Genomic DNA, 20,383 nt, shown 5'->3' with positions numbered 1-20,383 from the left:
CAAAGGGTAACCTTCAGTCTGAAGGTTACCCTTTGTTTTGCAAATCCAGCGCTTCGTAAAGCGTCGCCAAATTACGCTCCAGCTTCACCAAAATTTGCTTGCCTGTCGACTCGGTAATTAAATCGGCACGAATGGCAAAGTCGATTTCCCGGGACAGCCCGTAGATCTGCGTATCTAAGACCTCTTCGTACAGAGGACATTTGCGTGTGGTCAAGTTTTCCATCTGTACTTCGATCAGCTTCTCGATCTTATCCGCATCTTCCTGAAGAAGAAGCAGCGCTTTCTGCGATAAGCTGAGCAGCACATCCGACGACATGGCGCTCCCCCCTGTGATCCCCGTTATGAATCTAATTAATAGCTTGTATATTTATATTAGTCGAAATCGAACCATTACACAAGTGCAACTCCATAGAAAAAGGCATTTTCGCTTTATGCGAAAACGCCCCCTACGACTAAACCTTATTATTCTTGAATGCTGTTGATGCTCAAGCCGTGTTTCTCGAACACTTCGGCCATAGCTTGCTTGGCTTCTTCAGCATCCGGACCGTGCACGTGCAGGTCGTATTTGCTCGAAGTCAAGAGCGTTGTAAACAAACCAAGGATACTTTTAACGTCGATGTACTTATTCTCATATTGGAGAACAATCGAAGATCTGAATTTGTTGGCGGTTTGCGAAATCTCCACAATAGCTGCGTTGTTTGCGTTCGGCATAAAAATCCCTCCATGTGTTGATGAGACGGTCGTAATAAATCGCTTAGTTAATGATACATTGGAAGAGAATAACATGCAACTAGATTTTTCGGCGTATTTACTTCAACCGTTCCGGATTTAATCCTTCCAGTTCCGGAACGACGAATCGTCCGTCCTTGCGGATGAGCCGGTCGTCGAAATAAATTTCGCCGCCCCCGAATTCAGGGCGCTGAATCAGCACCAAATCCCAATGAACGGACGAGCGGTTGCCGTTGTCCGCCTGCTCGTAAGCTTGGCCCGGCGTAAAGTGAAGGCTGCCGTCGATCTTCTCGTCGAATAGCGTATCCTTCATCGGGTACAAAATATACGGGTTAAAGCCAAGGCTGAACTCGCCGATATAACGCGCCCCTTCATCGGTGTCCAGAATCTCGTTCAGCCGTTTCGTGTCGCTCGCGGTCGCTTCGACAATTCGGCCGTTCTCGAAGCGGAACGTAATATTGTCGAATGTAATGCCCGAGCTCACGGACGGTGTGTTATAGGCGATAACGCCATTGACGGAATCGCGCACCGGCGCCGTGTACAGCTCTCCGTCCGGGATATTGCGGCGTCCGCAGCATTTGACCGATCCGATGCCCTTGATCGAGAACGAGATGTCGGTCGCGCCCGGTCCGACGATCCGTACGCGGTCTGTCCTGTTCATTAATTCCTGCAGCGGGTCCATCGCCGCGGACATTGCGGAATAATCCAGGTTGCATACATCGAAATAAAAGTCCTCAAACCGCGACGTGCTCATATTGGCAAGCTGGGCCATCGAAGCGTTCGGGTAACGAAGCACAACCCATCGCGTTCGTTTCACACGCTGCTCCAAATGTACCGGCTTCTGATACAGCTGCTTGTACAGCTTCATCTTGTCTTCCGGCACATCGGACTGCTCGTTCACGTTCTCACCTGCGCGTATGGCGACATAGCAGTCCATATCTTCCATACGCTTCAAATCGAGGGCCGCCCAGTGCTCAAGCTGTTTCTCCGTGATGCCCTTCAGCACGGACGCCCGAACGGCGGGATCGATCAATTCCACGTAAGGATATCCGCCGCGGACGTACACTTCTTCGACCAGGCATCGGACCAGCTCGCGCTCGGAGCCGATCATTTCGATCAAAACCTTCTCGCCAGGCTTCACATCGAGCGAATATTGCACAATATTGCGCGCCAACGTATGTAAGCGAGGATCTCGCATCGTTCTTCTCTCCTTTATTGCGTTAAACTTTTTTGCCGGACTTGCCGACAGGTTCGGCTCGCGTCCATTTCTTTTTGTAATAACTTCCCACGGCAAGCATAACCGCCAAGAGAATGAGGAGTACAAGCAACCTCCCCTTATGTTGCCCAAAATGCAGCAAATCGTGCCCAATCAGCGATTCCATAAATACCATCGGCGCTTTGCCGATCAGGGTGCCGATAATGAAATGACGGGTACGTACTTTCATAACCGCGGCGCCCAAATTGATCGCGAAGGAAGGCAGCACCGGGATGATGCGGCTGCCTGCAATAAACCATAGTCCGTACCGTTTCAGCTTCTCGTTAAATTTGTCTAGATAGCTGTATTTGGCAAGCTTGCGCTGCACCCATGTTCTGCCCAGGTTTTTGGCGACCCAATAAGCGATAACCGCACCTAAACAGGCAAACACGTAGTTGACAATGAAGCCCGTCCAGAAGCCGAACAAGAGCACGTTAACCCCGGCGACAACGATAAACGGGATAAAAGGCACCAGCGTCTGCACCAGTACGAGCAGCGCTCCTCCGATATGGCCGATCCAGCCTAACGAGTCCAAAGCATCCGATATGTGCTGGACATTCCAATGGCCCAAAGGTTGTCCCTCCCTTCTCACATTCTATTATTGTATCAAAATAAGCAAACTTACACGAGCTTTAAGCAGCGGTGATCTTTATTCGAAAATATTACCCGATCCGTGCCGCCTCCACTTGACACAGCCTACTTCAATCTTATAAAATTAGAAGTCGAGAATAAGCGTGATCCCTCACGGGCTTCATGTTTATGGTGGAAGGCGTGTCACCCTCTAAAGATTTCGTTACCGACAGGACCGCGGCTGGTTTTTCTTGTCGATAGCTCCGGTGATCTTTCGGAGCGTAGCAGCGGAATCGGGCACGATCTTCACGCGTTTGTTCCAAGCTTAACTCAACTATATTAAGGTTAAAGGAGTTCATCCTACAATGTCACGTTACACAGGTCCTAAATTTAAATTAAGCCGCCGCCTCGGCATCTCCTTGAGCGGTACCGGCAAAGAATTGAAACGCCCTTTCCCTCCAGGTCAACACGGCCCTGGACAACGTAAGAAACTGTCCGGTTACGGCGTACAATTGCAAGAAAAACAAAAGCTTCGTCACATGTACGGTTTGAACGAGAAGCAATTCCGCAACTTGTTCGACAAAGCTTCCAAGCTGCAAGGTATCGCGGGTGAAAACTTCATGTTCTTGCTCGAAAGCCGTTTGGACAACCTCGTATACCGTTTGGGTCTGTCCAACACCCGTGCAGGCGCTCGTCAGCTCGTCGCTCACGGCCACATTACCGTTAACGGCAAAAAAGTGGACATCCCTTCTTACATCGTTAGCACCGGCGACGTGATCGGTCTTCGCGAAAGAAGCCGCAACCTGTCCGCCGTCAAAGAAGCTTTGGCGAACCGCAACTACTTGCCGGGTTACTTGGAGTTCAACGAAGCCGCCCTGGAAGGTAAATACATTCGTCTTCCTGAGCGCGCCGAGCTTGCCCAAGAAATTGACGAAAAACAAATCGTCGAGTTCTACAGCCGTTAATCCTACATCACACCGAACTGTTCCTTCCGGGAACAGTTCTTTTTTTTTCATTTCCACATAAAGAAATACCTCCGCCCCGCTCGCCATAAAGCGCTTCGGGCACGGAGGTATTTGTATTTATCCCAGCTTAATCCGGGCGAATTTGCGCTTGCCGACCTGTACAATGTCGCCATCGGCCGGGGTGAGCTCGGCATTCGGGTCGTCAACCTTCTGCTCGTTGATCTTCACAGCGCCCTGCTGCACGCTGCGGCGCGCCTCGCTGCCGGACGTCTGCAGACCGAGCGTCACCAGCAGCTTCGCCGCGCGGATGACGCCGTTATCGAGCGCCTCCGCAGGCAGCATCACGTCTTCGATATCATCCGGCAGCGCGCGCTGCTGGAAGACCGTGACGAAGTGGTGCTGCGCCTCATCGGCGGCTTGCTGGCCGTGGTACATCCGCACGAACGTATGCGCCAGGCGCATTTTGGCATCGCGCGGATGAACGGAACCGTCCTCCAGCCCGCTGCGCAGCCGGGCGAGCTCTTCGTTCGACATGTCCGTCGCCAGCTCGTAATATTTAGCCATCAGCTCATCGGGCACTGACATCGCCTTCCCGTAAATTTCGTTCGGCTCTTCGTCGATGCCGATGTAGTTGCCGAGGCTCTTACTCATTTTGTTAACGCCGTCAAGTCCTTCGAGCAGCGGATTCATGATGGCGACCTGGGCAGCCACGCCATATTCCTTTTGCAGCGTACGGCCCATCAACAAGTTGAACTTCTGATCGGTACCGCCGAGCTCGATGTCGCTTTTGAGCGCAACCGAATCGTAGCCTTGCATAAGCGGATAGAAAAACTCGTGAATATGAATCGGCAATCCGGAGCCGTACCGCTTGGAGAAATCATCTCGCTCGAGCATCCGGGCGACCGTCACTTTAGCCGACAATTGCACGACATCGGCGAAATTCAACGGACCAAGCCACTCCGAATTGTAATACAGGTTCGTTTTCGACTTGTCGAGAATTTTATAGATTTGCTTCTGATACGTTTCCGCGTTGCGCTTCACGTCTTCTTCGGTCAGCTGCTTCCGCGTCTCCGACTTGCCGGTCGGGTCGCCGATCCGCCCGGTGAAGTCCCCGATGATGAGCTGCACCTGATGGCCCAGCTCTTGGAATTGACGCAGCTTATGCAGCACCACCGTGTGCCCGACATGAATGTCCGGGGCCGACGGGTCGAGCCCGAGTTTAACGTTTAACGGCTTGCCGGTCGCGACCGAGTCGATCACCTTATTTCTCAATTCGTCCTCCGGTACGATCTCAACGACGCCGCGGCGAATCGTCTCCAGTTGACGATTCACCTCCTCTTGCTGCGCGGACGAAAGTTCCTCCCATTTTGCCATAACGACTGATTCCTCCTAAGAAATAAACTGAACACATAGAAAAAAAAAGCCTTCTCTTCCACAAAGGGACGAGAAGGCTCTGCTCGCGGTACCACCCTAATTAAAGTCAGGCTCTCAAGATCTGCGCCTGAACTTTCACTTCATCTGAATAACGGGGGTCCCCCGATCGGAAGCTACTGGCTCATCGATGGCTCACAACCAACATGAAGCGTTCCCCTCCGCTGCTCCGGACCGTAATTCGATCAAAGACGAGTACCGGTTCGCACCTACCACCGGCTCTCTGGGAGCTTCGTTCTTTGGCCTACTGCTGTCCATCCTGGCATTTGTCCGTATACAATTACCGATTATTTAACCATACAACGGCGGCATTGTCAAACGGGTTCGCCCCGTTTCTCTCATCCAAACGTCATGGAACAGTCATGAAAGCGATACCGCCGCGCGGTGTTCAGCTTGACGCTTTATGCTATAATGAACTAGGAATGTTTTTCTAGATCAGGAGGAACCCGGTTTACATGGAGACGGAGAACAAGACTAGATCTTACAAAACAATAGTACGCGCGACCGGTAAATACACGGTACTGACGATCAAATGGCTTTTCATTACGGGCGTTATTGCCGGTTTTCTGGCCGGCGGCGCCGCATTCGGATATGTAACCGCACTCGTGAAGGACGACCCTGTACGCGATAAAGAAACGATGCTCAAGCAAATGAACGACGACGCCTTGACCGGCTTTGTTTACTTCCGGGACGATACGGTCGTCGGCCAGCTGCGCACCGAGGAAGACCGGCAGCTCGCCAGCATGAGCGACATTCCTCAGGTCGTGCTGGATGCCGTCTTTGCGATCGAAGATAACAATTTCTACGAGCATATGGGGATCGATATTACCGGGACCGCCCGCGCAGTAGTCCAGAAGCTGCTGAATCAGGATGTGCAAACCGGGGGAAGCACGATTACGCAGCAGCTTGCCCGGCGCGTATTCCTGTCGCTCGACAAAGCGGACAGCCGGAAGGCGAAAGAAATTTTTCTCGCCATGCGCCTGGAACGGCTGATGTCGAAAGACGAAATATTACTTGCTTATCTGAACAAAATCCCTTACGGCAACGGCTCGTCCGGCTACAATGCCTATGGAATCAAGGCTGCGGCCAAAGGGATTTTTAATATCGAGGATTTAAACAAGCTGAACTTGGCGCAAGCCGCCTACTTGGCCGGACTTCCACAGCTGCCAAGCAACTATTCGGCGTTCAACAGCCAGGGCATCTTCGACGGCGCCGCCTTCAAGCGCGCCGTGCAACGTCAGCAGTTGGTGCTTCGCCGCATGCTGGAGGAAGGCAAGATCACCCAGCAGCAGCACGACGAGGCGCTTGCCTTCGATTTAAAGGGTTCGCTCGCCGAACGGGTGAAGAAAGCTTACTCCACTTACCCGTTCTTGATGATCGAAGTGGAGAAGGAAGCGGCGAAAGCGCTGTTGAAGGCGGAGAAGCCGGATCTCGACCCGGAGAAAAACCCGGAAACGTACAACGAAGCTCTGAAGAGCATGCAGGCGCAGCTCAGCCGCGGCGGTTACCACGTCTATACGACGATCGACAAAGATATTTACGAAGAGATGCGTTCCATCGCCCAGAACGAAAAAAACTTCACCCCGGATGACAAGGTGAAGGGGATCGAGCAGGTCGGGGCCGTTATGATCGATAACAAAACCGGAGCGATCCTGAGCATGCTGGAAGGACGGGATTTCTTCAAGGAGCAGTTGAACCACGCGACGCAAGCCTATCGCCAGCCGGGCTCCACCATGAAGCCGATCGCAGCCTTCCTGCCGGCCCTTGAGAAGGGAGCCATTCAGCCGGCTTCCGTCATCGACGACGTGCCGATCATTTTGAAGGACGGCACGAAGGTCGGCTATCACATACCGGAAAACTGGGATGACGGATATCACGGCTTGATCACGGCCCGTACGGCATTAAACCAGTCGTACAACATTCCTGCCATCAAGCTGTTCACCGAAACCGTGGGCATCAAAGAAGCTTGGGCGTTCGCAAGCAAGCTCGGCATCCGTTCCATAACCCCGGACGATTACGTCGCGCAGACGGGCGTTATCGGCGGTTTAAAATACGGCGTATCCGTCAAAGAGCTGACCAACGCTTACGCCACGATAGGCAATGAGGGCGTCTTTAACGAGGCGTTCATGATTCGTAAAATTACCGATTCGAACAACCAGATCATCTATGAGCACGAGAGTAAACCGACAACCGTCTTCTCTCAAGAAACGGCGTACTTGATGACAGATATGATGCGTACCGTCATTACTTCCGGAACGGCAACCGACTTGATGAGCAAGTACAAAAGTTACGGTAAAATTCCGATTGTCGGTAAAACCGGTTCCACCCAGGACGACGCGGACGCTTGGTTTATGGGATATACGCCGGATATTACGCTGGGCGTATGGGCCGGATATGAACTGCCGATCCATAAGCTGAGCAAGAAAACCGGCGGTACGAACCGCGCCAAGAACGTGTGGGCGATGGCCATGAATGCGGCGATCGAGAAACATCCGGAGTTGTTCCCGACCAAGCAATTCAAGCGCCCGCCGAACATCGTCGAAATGACCGTGTCGAGCTTATCCGGCAAACTGCCGAGCGAAGCCGTTTCGGCGGCCGGCAAGCTGACCACCGACATTTTCAACAAGAAATTCGTGCCGACCGATGAAGATAATGTCATGGTGAAACTTCCGATCATTACCTACAACGGTTTGAACTACATAGCGCAACCATCTACACCGGCGGAGTTCGTGCAGGAGAAGACGGTGATCAAACGCGAAAAGTCGTTAAATCAGCTGTTCAAAGAAATCGGGGAAATTATGAGCCGGATGCCGCAAGACCGCAAGCGCAGCATCGATTTCTACAAGCCTAGAGACTTTGACGAGGACGCCCCGTCGGAAACCGATCCGAGAACCGACGACGGCAAACCGCCGGTGCCGCCGACAACCGTTGTCGCCACCCACTCCGGCGAAACAAGCGTCATCACGTTCCAAGCGAGCGAAAGCGCGGATACGGTCGGATACCGGTTGTACCGTTCTACCAATAACGGCAATTATCAAAGGGTCGCGGGGAAAGTCGTCCTCGCCGGAGCGGAGACGAAATTCACCGACCACATCGCTACGGGACTGCACGGCTACTATGTCACCGCGGTCGATGTGGCGGGTCACGAATCGCCGCCGAGCAAGGCCGCCTTCACGGACGGCACAGCGATGGAACTGCTCTTCCTGAATCCGGATAGCGGCGACCCGCTTGCTTCAACAGAAGGCGCAAAACCAGGCGAGTCAGGCGAATCGAAGCCCGGCAGCACGAACGGGGCTACCGCAGCCAAAACAGCTCCCGCCGCTCCTTCCGGTCTAGCCGCCAAGTCGACCGGCGGCGGTATCGAGTTAAACTGGAAAGCGAACGCCGATAAAGACAAAGTAAAATCGTACACCGTATATTACAGCGAGAAGGAAGACGGAAAGTTCGAGAAAATCGGCACGGTTACGGGAGCCACCCAGTTCCGCTATTATGCCGTATCGTTCGATGGGTTTTATCGCATCACGGCAACCAATGAATACGGCGAGTCTAAGCCTTCAGCGACCGTGAAGTATGTGAAATAGTGCAAAAAAACGTCCGGCAGCCGGACGTTTTTTTGCACCCATTTCCCTCACTTATAACGTTAGGTAAATTGACAGACACCTCACTCCCCTACTACAATAAGACTAAAACCTGCAATCATCTGTTAAGCGATGAACGTTCGGTTTTCGGGAGGGTTCATATGCATATTGTACTGCTTAAGCATTTCGCGTTCGACGACGCTTCGGTTATACTCGCTTGGGCGGAGCAAGAAGGCTGTCAGACGACTGTGTTGTTCCCGCCTGACGGGATCGCGCTGCCCCGTATGGACGATTTTGACTGGCTCATCATTCTCGGGGGGCCGATGAGCGCCTACGACAAGGAGGACTGGCTGCAGCAAGAGAAGCGATTCATCCGTTCGGCCGTTGATCACGGTAAACACGTGTTAGGTATTTGCTTAGGAGCCCAAATGCTGGCTGAGGCGCTCGGCGGCAAGGTGTATCGGAACGAACAGAAGGAGATCGGATGGCATCCCGTGACCCGTACGCGCGCTGCACACCGTTTATTCGAAGATGTGCCTGCCTCCTTTCACTCGTTTCATTGGCATGGGGATTGCTTCGACTTACCGGAGGGCGCGCTGTCCCTCGCCTATTCGGATGCTTGCAGGCATCAAGCCTTCGCCTACGGGGAGCGGGTGCTTGGGCTGCAGTTCCATTTGGAGACAACGCCTTCCTGCCTGGCCATGATGCTCGACCGTTGGCAAGACGAGCTGAGCGATGCCCCGTTCATTCAAACGGCAGACCGCATTCGTCAAGAAGCACACCGCAGTGAGGAGTCGTTCCGCATCCTGCGGCACATTCTCGACCGTTTCGCGGCCATTCGCACGATAGCTAACCGATAGCCCCCAATGCGGATGCATATAAAAAAAGACAGCGGACTCTCAGGCCCGCTGTCTTTCTTTTTGTTCGAATTAATCTTCAATCGTCGACAGGTCGCCTGTCGGCAAGTTCAGCTCCCATGCTTTCAACACGCGGCGCATGATTTTGCCGCTGCGGGTTTTGGGCAGTTTGTCTTTAAATTCAATCTCGCGCGGAGCGGCGTGAGCGGACAATCCTTCTTTGACGAATTTGGAGATGTCGGCTTTCAATTCGTCGGAAGGCGTATACCCTTCGCGCAGCGCGATGAACGCTTTGATAATTTCCCCGCGCATCGCATCCGGCTTCCCGATAACGCCCGCTTCGGCTACCGCCGGATGTTCCACCAGCTTGCTCTCCACCTCGAACGGACCCACGCGCTCGCCCGCCGTGTTAATGACGTCGTCGATCCGGCCTTGGAACCAGAAGTATCCGTCCGCGTCCATATAAGCGGAATCCCCGGAGATGTACCAGCCGGCAATACGGAAGTATTCTTCGAACTTCGCCGGGTTCTTCCAGATTTTGCGCATCATGGAAGGCCAAGGCGTCTTAATGGCCAAGTTGCCCATCCGGTATGGAGGCAGCTCGTTGCCCGCATCGTCGATGATCGCCGCTTCTATGCCCGGCAGCGGTTTGCCCATGGAGCCCGGGCGAATCGTCATCGCCGGATAATTGCAGATCAATTGGGCGCCGGTCTCGGTCATCCACCAAGTGTCGTGAATACGCTGACCGTATACTTTAAGCCCCCAACGGACGACCTCGGGATTCAACGGCTCGCCGACGCTCAGTACGTGACGCAGCGAGGACAAGTCGAATTGTTTCACGGCTTCGTCGCCGGCGCCCATCAGCATGCGGAACGCGGTGGGCGCGCTATACCAGACGGATACTTTATACCGTTGAATCGTATTGTACCAATCTTGCGGGCTGAAGCGTCCGCCGCGGATCACATTCGTCGCGCCGTTCAGCCACGGAGCGAAAATGCCGTACGACGTTCCCGTCACCCAGCCTGGATCGGCCGTACACCAGTACACGTCCTGTTCCTGCAAATCGAGCACGACGCGGCCCGTATAATAGTGCTGAATCATTGCGTTATGGACGTGATAGACGCCTTTGGGCTTGCCCGTGGAACCGGAGGTGTAATGAATGAGCAGCCCGTCTTCACGGTCTACCCACTCAAGCTCCAATTCTTCGGAAGCGGCAGCCATCTCTTTGTGGAAATCTACTTGCCCTTCGCCCAATTGCAAGTCTTGGCCGACCAAAATGACATGCTTCAAATTCGGAAGCTGATCCACCGGTACGCGCGAAAGCTGAGACGGAGTAGTAACGATCGCCACAGCCTCGCTATCCTCCAGACGGTCCCGGACAGCCGTTTCCATGAAAGCTTCGAACAACGGTCCGACGATCGCCCCTATTTTAATCGACCCGAGCAAAGCGAAATACAATTCCGGCGTTCTCGGCATAAAGATGAACACCCGATCGCCCTTCCCCACGCCCAGCTTGCGCAGAACGTTGCCGAAGCGGTTGGATTGGAGCTTCATGTCGTGATAGGTGTACTGCTCGTCGCGGCGATCGTCGCTGTAATACAACGCCACTTTATTTTTTCGTTCGGAGTTCGCATGGCGGTCAATGGCTTCGTGGGCCATGTTGACTTTGCCCGTTTGGGCCCAGCTAAACGTCTGTTCGATCGTTTCCCAGCTAAAACCGGCACGTTCTTCTTCGTAATTTTTCATATTCGAAGTTGTTGCTACAGGTGCAATGCTTTCTACACTTGCTTGATCCATGCCACTTACCTCCCGAAATTATTCGTATTTATTTATATAAAACGCTTTCATTAGACATCTGATATTATACCACAACATCTTTCTATTCGCCTATTTATTTGTTATGCTTAACAGAGAATGTCGGAGGGGAGAAACCGCTCACAAATGGAACACCTTAAAATCTATCACTCCTTTACTATCCCGTATCAGGACACGGAAATCGTCGTTGAAGGCCCTGTATCTCCCGAGCGTCTGCGGGGCTATTCGATGCATCCGGACCTCGATGCGTTTCGCCGTCCGAAGGAACAGTTCGTGGCCCTGGTGGAGATCGCGGAGCTTCCGGAAGGACGTATTATTCTGGCCCGCCATGCGGAGCAGATCGTCGGGTACGTCACGTTCCATTACCCGGACGAACTGGAACGATGGTCGGAAGGCGGAATGAAAGACCTGATTGAGCTGGGAGCCATTGAAGTGGCCGACGATTACCGCGGTATCGGCCTCGGCAAGAAAATGATCCGGCTCGCCTTCGAGGACGAACAATTGGAGAATGTCATTACCTTTACGACCGAGTATTATTGGCACTGGGATTTGGAGAAAAGCGGGCTTACCGTGTGGCAATATCGCGACATGATGGAGAAGTTGATGAAAAGTGTCGACATGGTCTGGTATGCAACCGACGACCCGGAAATCTGTTCTCACCCGGCTAACTGCTTGATGGTGCGTATCGGCAAAAACGTACCGCTGTCCTCCGTCGAGAAATTCGATCGGGTCCGTTTCCGGCAGCGGTTCATGTACTGATGGGGGCGCAAGAGGATGAAACCGAATGCCATATTTATTTACAATGAGCGGGAAACCGCGTACCGTTTTAATGATAGTCACCCTTTTAATCAAAAAAGACTGCATCTGACCGTCGATTTGTTGAAAAAATCGGGCACTTTGCCCGCTTCCTGTATACGCATGCCGGCTTCCGCCGATGAAGGGCTGCTGCGGCTCATCCATTCGCAAGAATATATCGACGCAGTCAAAGGTCTAAGCGCGGCTGCTCCGGCGCCGCAGTGGCTGGATAAAGCAAGCATGTACGGCCTCGATACGGAAGACACGCCGTTCTTCCCGAACATGCACGACATCACGCTCGGTGTCGTGGGCGGGTCGATTCACGCTGTCGATGCGGTCATGTCCGGGGCATCGCTGCATGCCCTGCATCTGGGCGGCGGGCTGCATCATGCGCTACCGAGCAAGGGCGCCGGATTTTGCGTCTATAACGACGCGGCCGTAGCGATCGCTCACGCTAAGGCGGCTTACGGTGCCAGGGTGTTGTACATCGACACCGACGTGCATCACGGCGACGGCGTGCAGTGGTGCTTTTATACCGATCCTGACGTATGTACGTTTTCGATTCATGAAACGGGCAAGTATTTGTTTCCGGGCACCGGAGCGGCGAACGAACGTGGAGACGGTTCCGGCTTCGGCACTTCCGTAAACGTTCCCATGGAACCGTTTACGGAAGACGAATCGTGGCTTGAATGCTTCGAAGAGGTGCTGAATCGCACGATCGCCCAGTTCAAGCCCGACCTGATCGTGTCGCAGCACGGCTGCGACGCCCATGCGTACGACCCGCTCGCCCACATTCATTGCAGCATGGAAATTTTCCGTGCGATGCCGCGAATCATCCACGGCCTGGCCCACACCTATTGCGGTGGACGCTGGGTTGCGCTTGGCGGAGGCGGTTACGATATTTGGCGGGTGGTGCCGCGCGCCTGGAGCTTGCTGTGGCTGGAGATGAGCGACCATCCACTGCGGGACCGGCTTCTAGCGGAGCCCTCCCTCACCCTGCCGAAAGCTTGGATTGACGCATGGCAGCCGCTGAGTGAAGAAGTCCTCCCACACACGTGGCTCGACCCTGTAGACACCTGGGAACCGATGCCGCGCCGTGCAGAAATCGAAGCCAAGAATCGCCAAACGGTGGAAGTGTCAACGCTTTATTTAGCTTAGCTCGAGGACGCAGCCCTAGCGAATGCGCGTGAGATATCCTTTTTTCTGAACTAACTGGCCATTATGCGTAACAACTTTTTCTTAATAATAAACGTGAACAAGGTGGGGTAGTTATTGCAAAAGATCTTAGCATTACTACGATTTTTGGCTGGCATACTATGCTTAATCCTTGGCGTTTATGGTTACATGTGGTGGAATACGCTTTTGAAAGAGAGCGGAGGACCCGATCAAGGCAGTGGGATTATAATGGTCGTACCGAATTTCATTGCCATGTTTTTAGTTGTCATCGGATTAGTTTCCTTAAGTCAAGGAATGATTAGACTACTAAAAAAAGGCGTCACGTGACAGATACTTCTGCGGAAATCTAATGGAGCCTAAAAAGACTTCTATAAAGTATTTGTGGTATCTGGTACGATATTTAGGAGGATTTGGCCACCTATAGGCGTATCTCTAACAGAAATGAGGCGCTCCATATTTTTGGCACTGAGCACTTGATGATAATTCAACCTGCCGAAATGGCAGGTTTTTTTTGCGTACATTTGAACTTGGAGAAAAATTCGAGTGGCTGGAGAAGCCGTATATCCGGGTAAAAAAGTAAACCACCTATTTTACGGCGGTCCGCAACATTCCAGGTCGGCGCAGCGTTTATTGGTTTAGATCTGAAATATTAAGGATTCAACTACTTTTATCCAAAGGAAGAGAGCCATGATGTCAATACGATTAAAACGCAGTTTGAGCGCTCTGCTCGTCGGAATCACGGTTACATGTACGTTACCCCCTCTTGGCGCGGATGCCGCGGCCCCTGCCCTTCAGGCAACCGTCCCTTCATTTCCCGTCACCGTTAACGGCACCGTACTCGATGTCACGCACGCCGCCTACCCGCTGCTGCTATATCGGGATATCACTTATTTCCCGATGACCTGGAACAACACAACGGCGCTAGGGTTATCCGTCGCCTGGGATCCGGTTAACGGCTTGTCGCTAAGCAAGAAAGCCGGCTGTGAGCCGGTCCGTCAAGATTTGACTGCCGTGCGTAATGATAAGACGAAGCAGGAACCGGTTATGTTGGCGCCGTTTCCCGTTACCGTGAACGGTCAGAAAGTCGATAACACGCAGGAGCCTTACCCCGTTCTGCTATACCGAAACATGACCTATTTCCCCATGACATGGCGCTTCACCCACGACGCGTTCGGCTGGACGACGAGCTGGACGACCGGCCAAGGCTTCGGCCTTCAAGCTTGCGGCAGCGGAGCCGACGTACAAGCGAAACAAGCCGACGCGCTCAACCTTGCCAATGGCGGACAGTTAGCCGTACAGGGCGACTGGCTCTACATGAACCCCGCTCAGCAATACAGCGGACCGAATCAGCTTGTCAAAAAGCGCATGGACGGGTCCGGCGAGGTCAAGCTGGCCGATGACAACGCAAGGTACATCCAGCTTGCGGACGATTGGATCTATTACACGTCCTCAAGCCCCGACATGAAACAAATGGACGGTATTCTGAAAATTAAACCTGACGGATCTCAGCGCACCGTCATTTCTGCGGCTCCCGCGAACCGGATGTGGGTAGCCGGTGAGCGGATTTACTACACCCGTCTCGCCTTCAAAGCCATGGAAGGCGTAACCGGAGGCGGTTATTATTCCGCAACCGGTATCCACAGCATGAACAAGGATGGCACGGACGATACCGAGCTCGTCGGCGGCAGCGGCGAATTTGACTTTTTCATCCACGATGACCGGATTTATTTCCTTATGCAGGAGTCGGAAACCGGACCTTCGAACTTGTATGTGATGTCGACCGACGGCACACAGCGGACAAAGCTCGCCGAAGGCGTATCCAGGCTGTCCGTTCTCGACGGATGGCTGTTTTATGTCAAGAACGGCATGCAACTGAATAAGCTGAGTCTGGACGGCAAGGTCGATATTCCCCTCCTCACATCGGACCAGTTGATTTCGGGACTGCATTACCGTCAAGGCTGGCTCTATTTCATTCATGGCTCCTTTGGAATCATGGGCTCCGCTTCGATTGAAAAGATGCGGATTGATGGAACGGAGCGCAGCTCGCTCGTTCACGCAAGGGCGACCTCTCTATATTTGGTCGATGACGATACCCTCTATTTCCCGCAATCCTACATGGGCGACAACAGGCTGGAACGATTCGAGCTGACACCCTAATTGGCGATAAAGCGCCATTCTGCGCCTCCTGAAGAACGAAGATCGGCCGCTAGCTTCACGTTTCTGATCAGGTCCTTCAGGAGGCCTTTTTTGGCCTTAACCCGAGTAGACGCACAAAACCCGCAACCAAAGGCTGCGGGTTCGAAGCTGAGATGCGATTAAAATTGAATTTTCGACTCGAGGAACGCTTTCAGCTCGCTGATCGGCATCCGCGTTTGTTCCATCGTGTCGCGATCGCGAACGGTCACTTGACCGTCCGTCTCCGATTCGAAGTCATAGGTGATGCAGAACGGAGTTCCGATCTCGTCGTGGCGGCGGTACCGTTTACCGATCGAACCGGCCTCATCGTAGTCGACCAAATAATGCTTGGCAAGATCCGCGAACACTTGGTGGGCCCCATCGGACAGCTTCTTCGACAACGGGAAGATCGCCGCTTTGTAAGGCGCCAGCGCCGGATGCAAATGCAGGACTGTCCGGCTGTCGTCGCCTTCCAACTGCTGCTCTTCATAAGCGTCGATCAAGAATGCGAGCGTCACGCGGTCCGCACCGAGCGAAGGCTCGATACAGTATGGAATGTAACGTTCATTCGTTTCTTGCTCGATATAGTTGAAATCTTCGCCGGAATGCGTCATATGCTGCTTCAGATCGTAATCGGTACGGTCAGCGATGCCCCACAACTCGCCCCAGCCGAACGGGAACTTGTATTCGATATCGGTTGTCGCGTTGCTGTAGTGCGACAGCTCGTCGTCGGAGTGATCGCGCAAGCGGATGCTGTCTTCTTTAATGCCGAGGGCTAGCAACCAGTCGCGGCAGTAGGCGCGCCAGTACTCGAACCATTGCATGTCCTCGCCCGGCTTGCAGAAAAATTCAAGCTCCATTTGCTCGAATTCGCGTGTCCGGAACGTGAAGTTGCCCGGCGTAATTTCGTTCCGGAAGCTTTTACCGATTTGGCCGATCCCGAACGGCAGTTTCTTGCGCATGGTACGTTGAACGTTCTTGAAGTTCACGAAGATGCCTTGCGCCGTTTCCGGACGCATGTACACCACGTTGGCGCTGGACTCGGTAACGCCTTGGAACGTTTTGAACATCAGGTTAAATTGGCGAATTTCCGTATAATCCAAAGCGCCGCAATCCGGGCAAACGATCTTATGCTCGGCGATCAGCTTCTCCATATCGGCGAACGACAGGCCGTCGACGATCATTTCGATGCCCTTCGCGTTGAGCGCGTTCTCGATCAATTTATCGGCGCGATGCCGCACTTTACATTGCTTGCAATCGATCATCGGGTCGTTAAAGTTACCGACGTGACCGGAAGCGACCCAAGCTTGCGGATTCATCAAAATCGCCGCATCCAAACCAACGTTATAAGGCGATTCTTGAATAAATTTTTTCCACCAGGCGCGTTTGATATTGTTTTTCAATTCCACGCCGAGCGGACCGTAGTCCCATGTATTGGCCAAGCCGCCGTAAATTTCGGAGCCCGGAAAAATAAAGCCGCGGTGTTTCGCCAAAGCGACGAGTTGATCCATTGTTACAGAAGACATAAGTTTGTTACTCTCCTTCTATGTATAATTCTCGGTCAGCCTTGCAATCGTTTCAGCATCCCGTCCACGATTTGGAAAGAATGATCCGAAGCCATCAACGTGAATTCGGCAAAATTGACATGCGCCGAACCGTCCGCCTTATCGGACATCGAGCGGATCACGACGAACGGCACCCCGTTCATCGAGCACACCTGTGCAACCGCGGCGCCCTCCATCTCGACGCAAGCGCCCTGCAGCTCGCCGTACAGCCCTGCTACCGTCTCGCGGCTGGCGATGAATTGGTCGCCGGATAACACTCGCCCTTCGAGCACGCGCTCACCGAACAGCTCCCGGCTCACTTCCGCCGCAAGTTTACGCAGCGACCCGTCGGCGGCGAACAGCGAGGTCGCCTCGTACGGAATAGTGCCCCGCGGAAAGCCAAGCGCCGTCACGTCCATATCGTGCTGTAAACATTCCGAGGAAACGACGATATCCCCTACGTTCAAGGAGGGGTCCACCGCCCCCGCAACGCCGGTGAAAATAACCGCCTGCACGCCGAACGTATCGATCAAGAGCTGCGTCGTCACGGCAGCATTCACTTTGCCGACGCCGGATTTGCACAGCACGACGGGTTGCCCGTGGAAACGGCCCTCATAGAACGTGATTCCGGCTTTTACCGTTTCGCGCGTCTCGGTCAGATGTTCGTGGAATTTGTCGATTTCCTCTTTCATGGCGCCGATGACGCCAATCTTATCGTAAACCAAAATCAGTTGCCTCCTTTTACAAAAAGAAGTGGCTCATATCAACGATGAGCCACCGAATTTCTATGAATGACCTCATGCGGCAAAATCACTTGCGATAACTCCGAAGCGTCCTTCGTTTCCTTGTTCATCAGCTTCGTCAGCAATCGCATCGCCACCGCGCCGATATCGTACATCGGCTGCGCCACCGTTGTCAGCTGCGGCCGAACCATCGAAGCCATCCGGATATTGTCCACGCTGATAACCGATACATCCTCCGGGACCTTGACGCCGTTATCCTGCAGCGTGTGGATGGCGCCGATCGCCATCTCGTCCGTCGCTGCGAATATCGCCGTCGGCCGCGGATCAAGCGTTAAGAAATATTTCGTCACTTCAAGCCCGGATTCGTAACGGTAATTGCCGACTCGCACATAGTCTTCGCGAAGCGGAATACCCGCTTCCTCCAGCGCTCTCTTGTATCCTTGGTAACGCGCGAAGCCGTTGGCCGGATCCTGCAAATGCCCGGAAATCATCGCAATGTCACGATGGCCTTGTCCGATTAATGTCGCCACGGCATCATACGCTGCTTTCTCGTGATCGATATCGACGGAAGGAAGCTTCCGCTGCTCGTCCGCCGTTGCGCAAAGCACGACCGGCACCGAGGACGTTTTGAACGCTTGCACGTGTTCTTCCGTCACTGCGCCGCCCATGAACAATAGCCCGTCCACCTGCTTCTCCAGAAGCGTGTTGATGACGCGGATCTCTTTCTCTTTCTTCTTGTCCGCGTTGCAAAGAATAATATTATAATGGTACATGTTGGCGATATCTTCGATCCCTCTCGCCACTTCCGAAAAGATGGAGTTGGAAATATCGGGAATGACCACGCCGACGGTCGTTGTTTTCTTGCTGGCGAGTCCACGTGCAACGGCGTTCGGACGGTATCCCAAGCGTTCGATCGCTTCAAATACTTTCTTGCGCGTTTGCGGTTTCACATTCGGATTGTTGTTGACAACCCTCGAGACGGTTGCCATGGAAACGCCTGCTTCTCTGGCTACATCATAAATTGTCACAGTCACGGCCATTCTCTCCATTGTAATTTAAAGTATAATGCGATCAGGTCATTTAGCCTTATCATACGACAAAATGCCGGGTTACGCAACGAATTTGGGCTTACGCTTGTGTTTATAGTATCAAATTTATGCCAAAAAAGCCAACTGCGAAGCAGTGGCTTTCAAAAATCTTGCACCGTTAGCGAATGCTTGGCAATCTGCGACAGGCGTTTGCGCAGATCTTCGATCCACGGCCCGTCCTGCAGCGATTGGGCGAGCAGCAGCAAATCGAGCAGTTCGTTAATCCGCTCCTCTATGATCACTTCGATCGCATCCGAGGCGCGTTTTTTCTCCGTCACTTTCATCATCAGATAAGCGATCTCGCTAATTTCGTTAAAATTCACCTGCTGCTTCTCAGGCTTGCCTCCAAGCGTTCCGATCAATCCGGTTAACTCGGGCTTCACTTCGGCAAACACTTCGCTCCGGTTACAGGAGTCGCATGAATGAATAGGCACGTTATCGATTTCAACTTTATTCTGATAGATAACCGTGCGGAGCCTGATATTCATCGATTTCCCGCATTTGCATAACTTCACCAACAATACCACTCCTTCTGGCGGCACACCCAACCTTACATGAGAACATGGCGACACAAGAAGCCTAGCCGGCTTTCCTGGTCCGATAAATAGAAATATTCTACCTTCGTTCATATTCTCCTGCCGCTCGAAGTCTAGCAATTATTAGCAGTCGTTACGCCGTTCGAAAAACCGCGCTACGCTTGGAATGGAAGCGGTCAACATGGCAAGCGCAGCCCCGATCGCATCATTGCGGAGATCCATCACATCCGGGGTGCGTCCCGGTACGAACAGCTGATGGAATTCGTCCGTTACGCCGTAGCCGATGCACATCAGGACGACGAGAAGCTTCGTGCGCCAGCTTAGCCGTCTTGGTCGAAGCCCCCATAAATACGTCAGCGCCAGTCCGTAATAGGATACGAAATGGCCCCAATCGAAGCCTTCCATAAAGGGGATCCAAATGCGAATTTGGTCCAGCCAGCCGCCTAAATCGTCGCCCGTTCGGGACGAAAAATAATAAATGGCCGCCATCCCTAGGACGGAGGGCAGCCATCGAAGCCATACATTCATTTCGCTATTTCCCCTGCTCTTTTATTTCTGTGAGAAGCTCGCCAATACGTCCACGAACGCTTTCGTAAACGCCGGCAGATCGGGCGGTCTGCGACCGGATACGATGTGACGGTCAACCACGACTTCCTCGTCGACCCAAGTAGCTCCCGCGTTCTCCAGATCGTCCCTGATGCCCGGTGTCGACGTCATCGTGTATCCTTGGCAAATTTTCGCCGAAGCAAGCACCCAGCCTGCATGGCAAATGTGCGCGATCGGCTTCTGCGCCTCATGAAATTCTCGCGTCAGCCGCAGAACGGACGCATAGCGGCGCAGCTTGTCCGGCGCCCAGCCGCCAGGCACGTACAAGCCGATATAGTCTTCGGACTTCACCTCGTCAAGCGCGTACACCGTCGTTAACGGCACGCCGTATTTCCCATGATAGACCTGATTCGCCTTCGGGCCTGCCAAATGCACCTCGGCGCCGGCTTCCCGCAAGCGAAGCACGGGGTACCACATCTCCAAATCCTCAAATTCTTCGTCCACGAAGGCAAGCACTTTGTAACCTTTCAGTTCCATGGTCCGCGACTCCTTTCCTGTTCTGAGCTTGAATAATGGATGT

18 protein-coding genes and 1 other annotated feature are annotated in these 20,383 nt (G+C 53.3%); of the genes, 6 read left to right on the top strand and 12 right to left on the bottom strand.

The genetic code is table 11. From position 1 onward, the window contains the following. Positions 1-25 precede the first annotated feature (25 nt). From JMF85_RS14570 to JMF85_RS14555, 4 genes are all read right to left on the bottom strand, one after another. A complete protein-coding gene (locus JMF85_RS14570; RefSeq protein WP_054797025.1) occupies positions 26-316 on the bottom strand; it encodes an Fpa/YlaN family protein in 291 nt (96 codons plus the stop codon). 146 nt (positions 317-462) lie between these two features. After that, entirely contained in the window at positions 463-711 is a 249-nt protein-coding gene (locus tag JMF85_RS14565) for an HPr family phosphocarrier protein (protein ID WP_054797024.1), read from the bottom strand. Between the two features lie 97 nt (positions 712-808). After that, the gene (locus tag JMF85_RS14560) at positions 809-1,927 is read right to left on the bottom strand and encodes an aminopeptidase (RefSeq protein WP_141333719.1); all 1,119 of its coding nucleotides are present in this window, start codon (positions 1,925-1,927) and stop codon (positions 809-811) included. 22 nt (positions 1,928-1,949) lie between these two features. Then, positions 1,950-2,555, bottom strand: a complete 606-nt coding sequence (locus tag JMF85_RS14555; RefSeq protein ID WP_127610504.1) for a TVP38/TMEM64 family protein — start codon at positions 2,553-2,555, stop codon at positions 1,950-1,952. A gap of 364 nt (positions 2,556-2,919) precedes the next feature. On the opposite strand from JMF85_RS14555, the gene rpsD reads away from it, so the two are divergent. Then, complete coding sequence (gene rpsD, locus JMF85_RS14550) at positions 2,920-3,519, top strand: 30S ribosomal protein S4 (protein WP_054797022.1); 600 nt, start codon at positions 2,920-2,922, stop codon at positions 3,517-3,519. A gap of 117 nt (positions 3,520-3,636) precedes the next feature. On the opposite strand, the gene tyrS is transcribed toward rpsD, so the two are convergent. Continuing rightward, positions 3,637-4,893: a tyrosine--tRNA ligase gene (gene tyrS, locus JMF85_RS14545; RefSeq protein WP_201318426.1), complete on the bottom strand. Its 1,257-nt coding sequence runs from the start codon at positions 4,891-4,893 to the stop codon at positions 3,637-3,639. Positions 4,894-4,954: 61 nt separating this feature from the next. Further along, positions 4,955-5,220: a binding site (T-box leader), on the bottom strand. 185 nt (positions 5,221-5,405) lie between these two features. On the opposite strand from tyrS, the gene JMF85_RS14540 reads away from it, so the two are divergent. Both JMF85_RS14540 and JMF85_RS14535 read left to right on the top strand, forming a co-directional pair. Beyond that, positions 5,406-8,531: a transglycosylase domain-containing protein gene (locus JMF85_RS14540; protein WP_201318425.1), complete on the top strand. Its 3,126-nt coding sequence runs from the start codon at positions 5,406-5,408 to the stop codon at positions 8,529-8,531. A 158-nt stretch (positions 8,532-8,689) separates the two neighbouring features. After that, positions 8,690-9,388 (top strand): type 1 glutamine amidotransferase, encoded by a 699-nt coding sequence (locus JMF85_RS14535; protein WP_127610500.1) that lies wholly within the window; start codon positions 8,690-8,692, stop codon positions 9,386-9,388. A 69-nt stretch (positions 9,389-9,457) separates the two neighbouring features. Here the strand turns inward: JMF85_RS14535 and acsA are convergent, their stop codons facing one another. Further along, on the bottom strand, positions 9,458-11,182 hold the full coding sequence (gene acsA / locus JMF85_RS14530; RefSeq protein WP_127610498.1) for an acetate--CoA ligase: 1,725 nt from the start codon (positions 11,180-11,182) through the stop codon (positions 9,458-9,460). 144 nt (positions 11,183-11,326) lie between these two features. Between acsA and JMF85_RS14525 the strand changes: the two genes are divergently transcribed. From JMF85_RS14525 to JMF85_RS14515, 3 genes are all read left to right on the top strand, one after another. Next, on the top strand, positions 11,327-11,959 hold the full coding sequence (locus JMF85_RS14525) for a GNAT family N-acetyltransferase (RefSeq protein WP_054797020.1): 633 nt from the start codon (positions 11,327-11,329) through the stop codon (positions 11,957-11,959). Between the two features lie 15 nt (positions 11,960-11,974). Then, on the top strand, positions 11,975-13,153 hold the full coding sequence (locus JMF85_RS14520; protein ID WP_127610494.1) for an acetoin utilization protein AcuC: 1,179 nt from the start codon (positions 11,975-11,977) through the stop codon (positions 13,151-13,153). A gap of 708 nt (positions 13,154-13,861) precedes the next feature. Further along, positions 13,862-15,328, top strand: a complete 1,467-nt coding sequence (locus JMF85_RS14515) for a DUF5050 domain-containing protein (protein ID WP_201318424.1) — start codon at positions 13,862-13,864, stop codon at positions 15,326-15,328. 158 nt (positions 15,329-15,486) lie between these two features. Here JMF85_RS14515 and JMF85_RS14510 read toward each other — a convergent pair whose 3' ends face one another. The 6 genes from JMF85_RS14510 to JMF85_RS14485 all read right to left on the bottom strand — a co-directional run bounded on the left by JMF85_RS14510 (position 15,487) and on the right by JMF85_RS14485 (position 20,340). Beyond that, positions 15,487-16,872: a glycine--tRNA ligase gene (locus tag JMF85_RS14510; RefSeq protein ID WP_127607405.1), complete on the bottom strand. Its 1,386-nt coding sequence runs from the start codon at positions 16,870-16,872 to the stop codon at positions 15,487-15,489. A 35-nt stretch (positions 16,873-16,907) separates the two neighbouring features. Beyond that, entirely contained in the window at positions 16,908-17,615 is a 708-nt protein-coding gene (locus JMF85_RS14505; RefSeq protein WP_054797017.1) for a 5'-methylthioadenosine/adenosylhomocysteine nucleosidase, read from the bottom strand. A gap of 38 nt (positions 17,616-17,653) precedes the next feature. Then, positions 17,654-18,682, bottom strand: a complete 1,029-nt coding sequence (gene ccpA, locus JMF85_RS14500) for a catabolite control protein A (RefSeq protein WP_127607401.1) — start codon at positions 18,680-18,682, stop codon at positions 17,654-17,656. A gap of 140 nt (positions 18,683-18,822) precedes the next feature. Then, on the bottom strand, positions 18,823-19,239 hold the full coding sequence (locus JMF85_RS14495) for a hypothetical protein (RefSeq protein WP_127607399.1): 417 nt from the start codon (positions 19,237-19,239) through the stop codon (positions 18,823-18,825). 141 nt (positions 19,240-19,380) lie between these two features. Continuing rightward, entirely contained in the window at positions 19,381-19,785 is a 405-nt protein-coding gene (locus tag JMF85_RS14490; protein ID WP_127607397.1) for a VanZ family protein, read from the bottom strand. Positions 19,786-19,806: 21 nt separating this feature from the next. Continuing rightward, positions 19,807-20,340 carry a type 1 glutamine amidotransferase domain-containing protein gene (locus JMF85_RS14485; protein ID WP_127607395.1) on the bottom strand — a complete coding sequence of 178 codons (534 nt, stop codon included), beginning with the start codon at positions 20,338-20,340 and terminating at the stop codon, positions 19,807-19,809. Positions 20,341-20,383 lie beyond the last annotated feature (43 nt).

The organism is Paenibacillus sp. EPM92, from assembly GCF_016586185.1.
GTDB lineage: Bacteria > Bacillota > Bacilli > Paenibacillales > NBRC-103111 > Paenibacillus_G > Paenibacillus_G validus.
The sequence above is the reverse complement of the archived record's forward strand: the minus strand, read 5'-3'. Positions and strand labels throughout refer to the sequence as shown.

Coding starts and splice junctions, on each gene's coding strand:
- JMF85_RS14570 (WP_054797025.1), bottom strand. CDS start 316: ATGTCGTCGGATGTGCTGCTCAGCTTATCGCAGAAAGCGCTGCTTCTT.
- JMF85_RS14565 (WP_054797024.1), bottom strand. CDS start 711: ATGCCGAACGCAAACAACGCAGCTATTGTGGAGATTTCGCAAACCGCC.
- JMF85_RS14560 (WP_141333719.1), bottom strand. CDS start 1,927: ATGCGAGATCCTCGCTTACATACGTTGGCGCGCAATATTGTGCAATAT.
- rpsD (WP_054797022.1), top strand. CDS start 2,920: ATGTCACGTTACACAGGTCCTAAATTTAAATTAAGCCGCCGCCTCGGC.
- tyrS (WP_201318426.1), bottom strand. CDS start 4,893: ATGGCAAAATGGGAGGAACTTTCGTCCGCGCAGCAAGAGGAGGTGAAT.
- JMF85_RS14540 (WP_201318425.1), top strand. CDS start 5,406: ATGGAGACGGAGAACAAGACTAGATCTTACAAAACAATAGTACGCGCG.
- JMF85_RS14535 (WP_127610500.1), top strand. CDS start 8,690: ATGCATATTGTACTGCTTAAGCATTTCGCGTTCGACGACGCTTCGGTT.
- acsA (WP_127610498.1), bottom strand. CDS start 11,182: ATGGATCAAGCAAGTGTAGAAAGCATTGCACCTGTAGCAACAACTTCG.
- JMF85_RS14525 (WP_054797020.1), top strand. CDS start 11,327: ATGGAACACCTTAAAATCTATCACTCCTTTACTATCCCGTATCAGGAC.
- JMF85_RS14520 (WP_127610494.1), top strand. CDS start 11,975: ATGAAACCGAATGCCATATTTATTTACAATGAGCGGGAAACCGCGTAC.
- JMF85_RS14515 (WP_201318424.1), top strand. CDS start 13,862: ATGTCAATACGATTAAAACGCAGTTTGAGCGCTCTGCTCGTCGGAATC.
- JMF85_RS14510 (WP_127607405.1), bottom strand. CDS start 16,872: ATGTCTTCTGTAACAATGGATCAACTCGTCGCTTTGGCGAAACACCGC.
- ccpA (WP_127607401.1), bottom strand. CDS start 18,682: ATGGAGAGAATGGCCGTGACTGTGACAATTTATGATGTAGCCAGAGAA.
- JMF85_RS14490 (WP_127607397.1), bottom strand. CDS start 19,785: ATGAATGTATGGCTTCGATGGCTGCCCTCCGTCCTAGGGATGGCGGCC.
- JMF85_RS14485 (WP_127607395.1), bottom strand. CDS start 20,340: ATGGAACTGAAAGGTTACAAAGTGCTTGCCTTCGTGGACGAAGAATTT.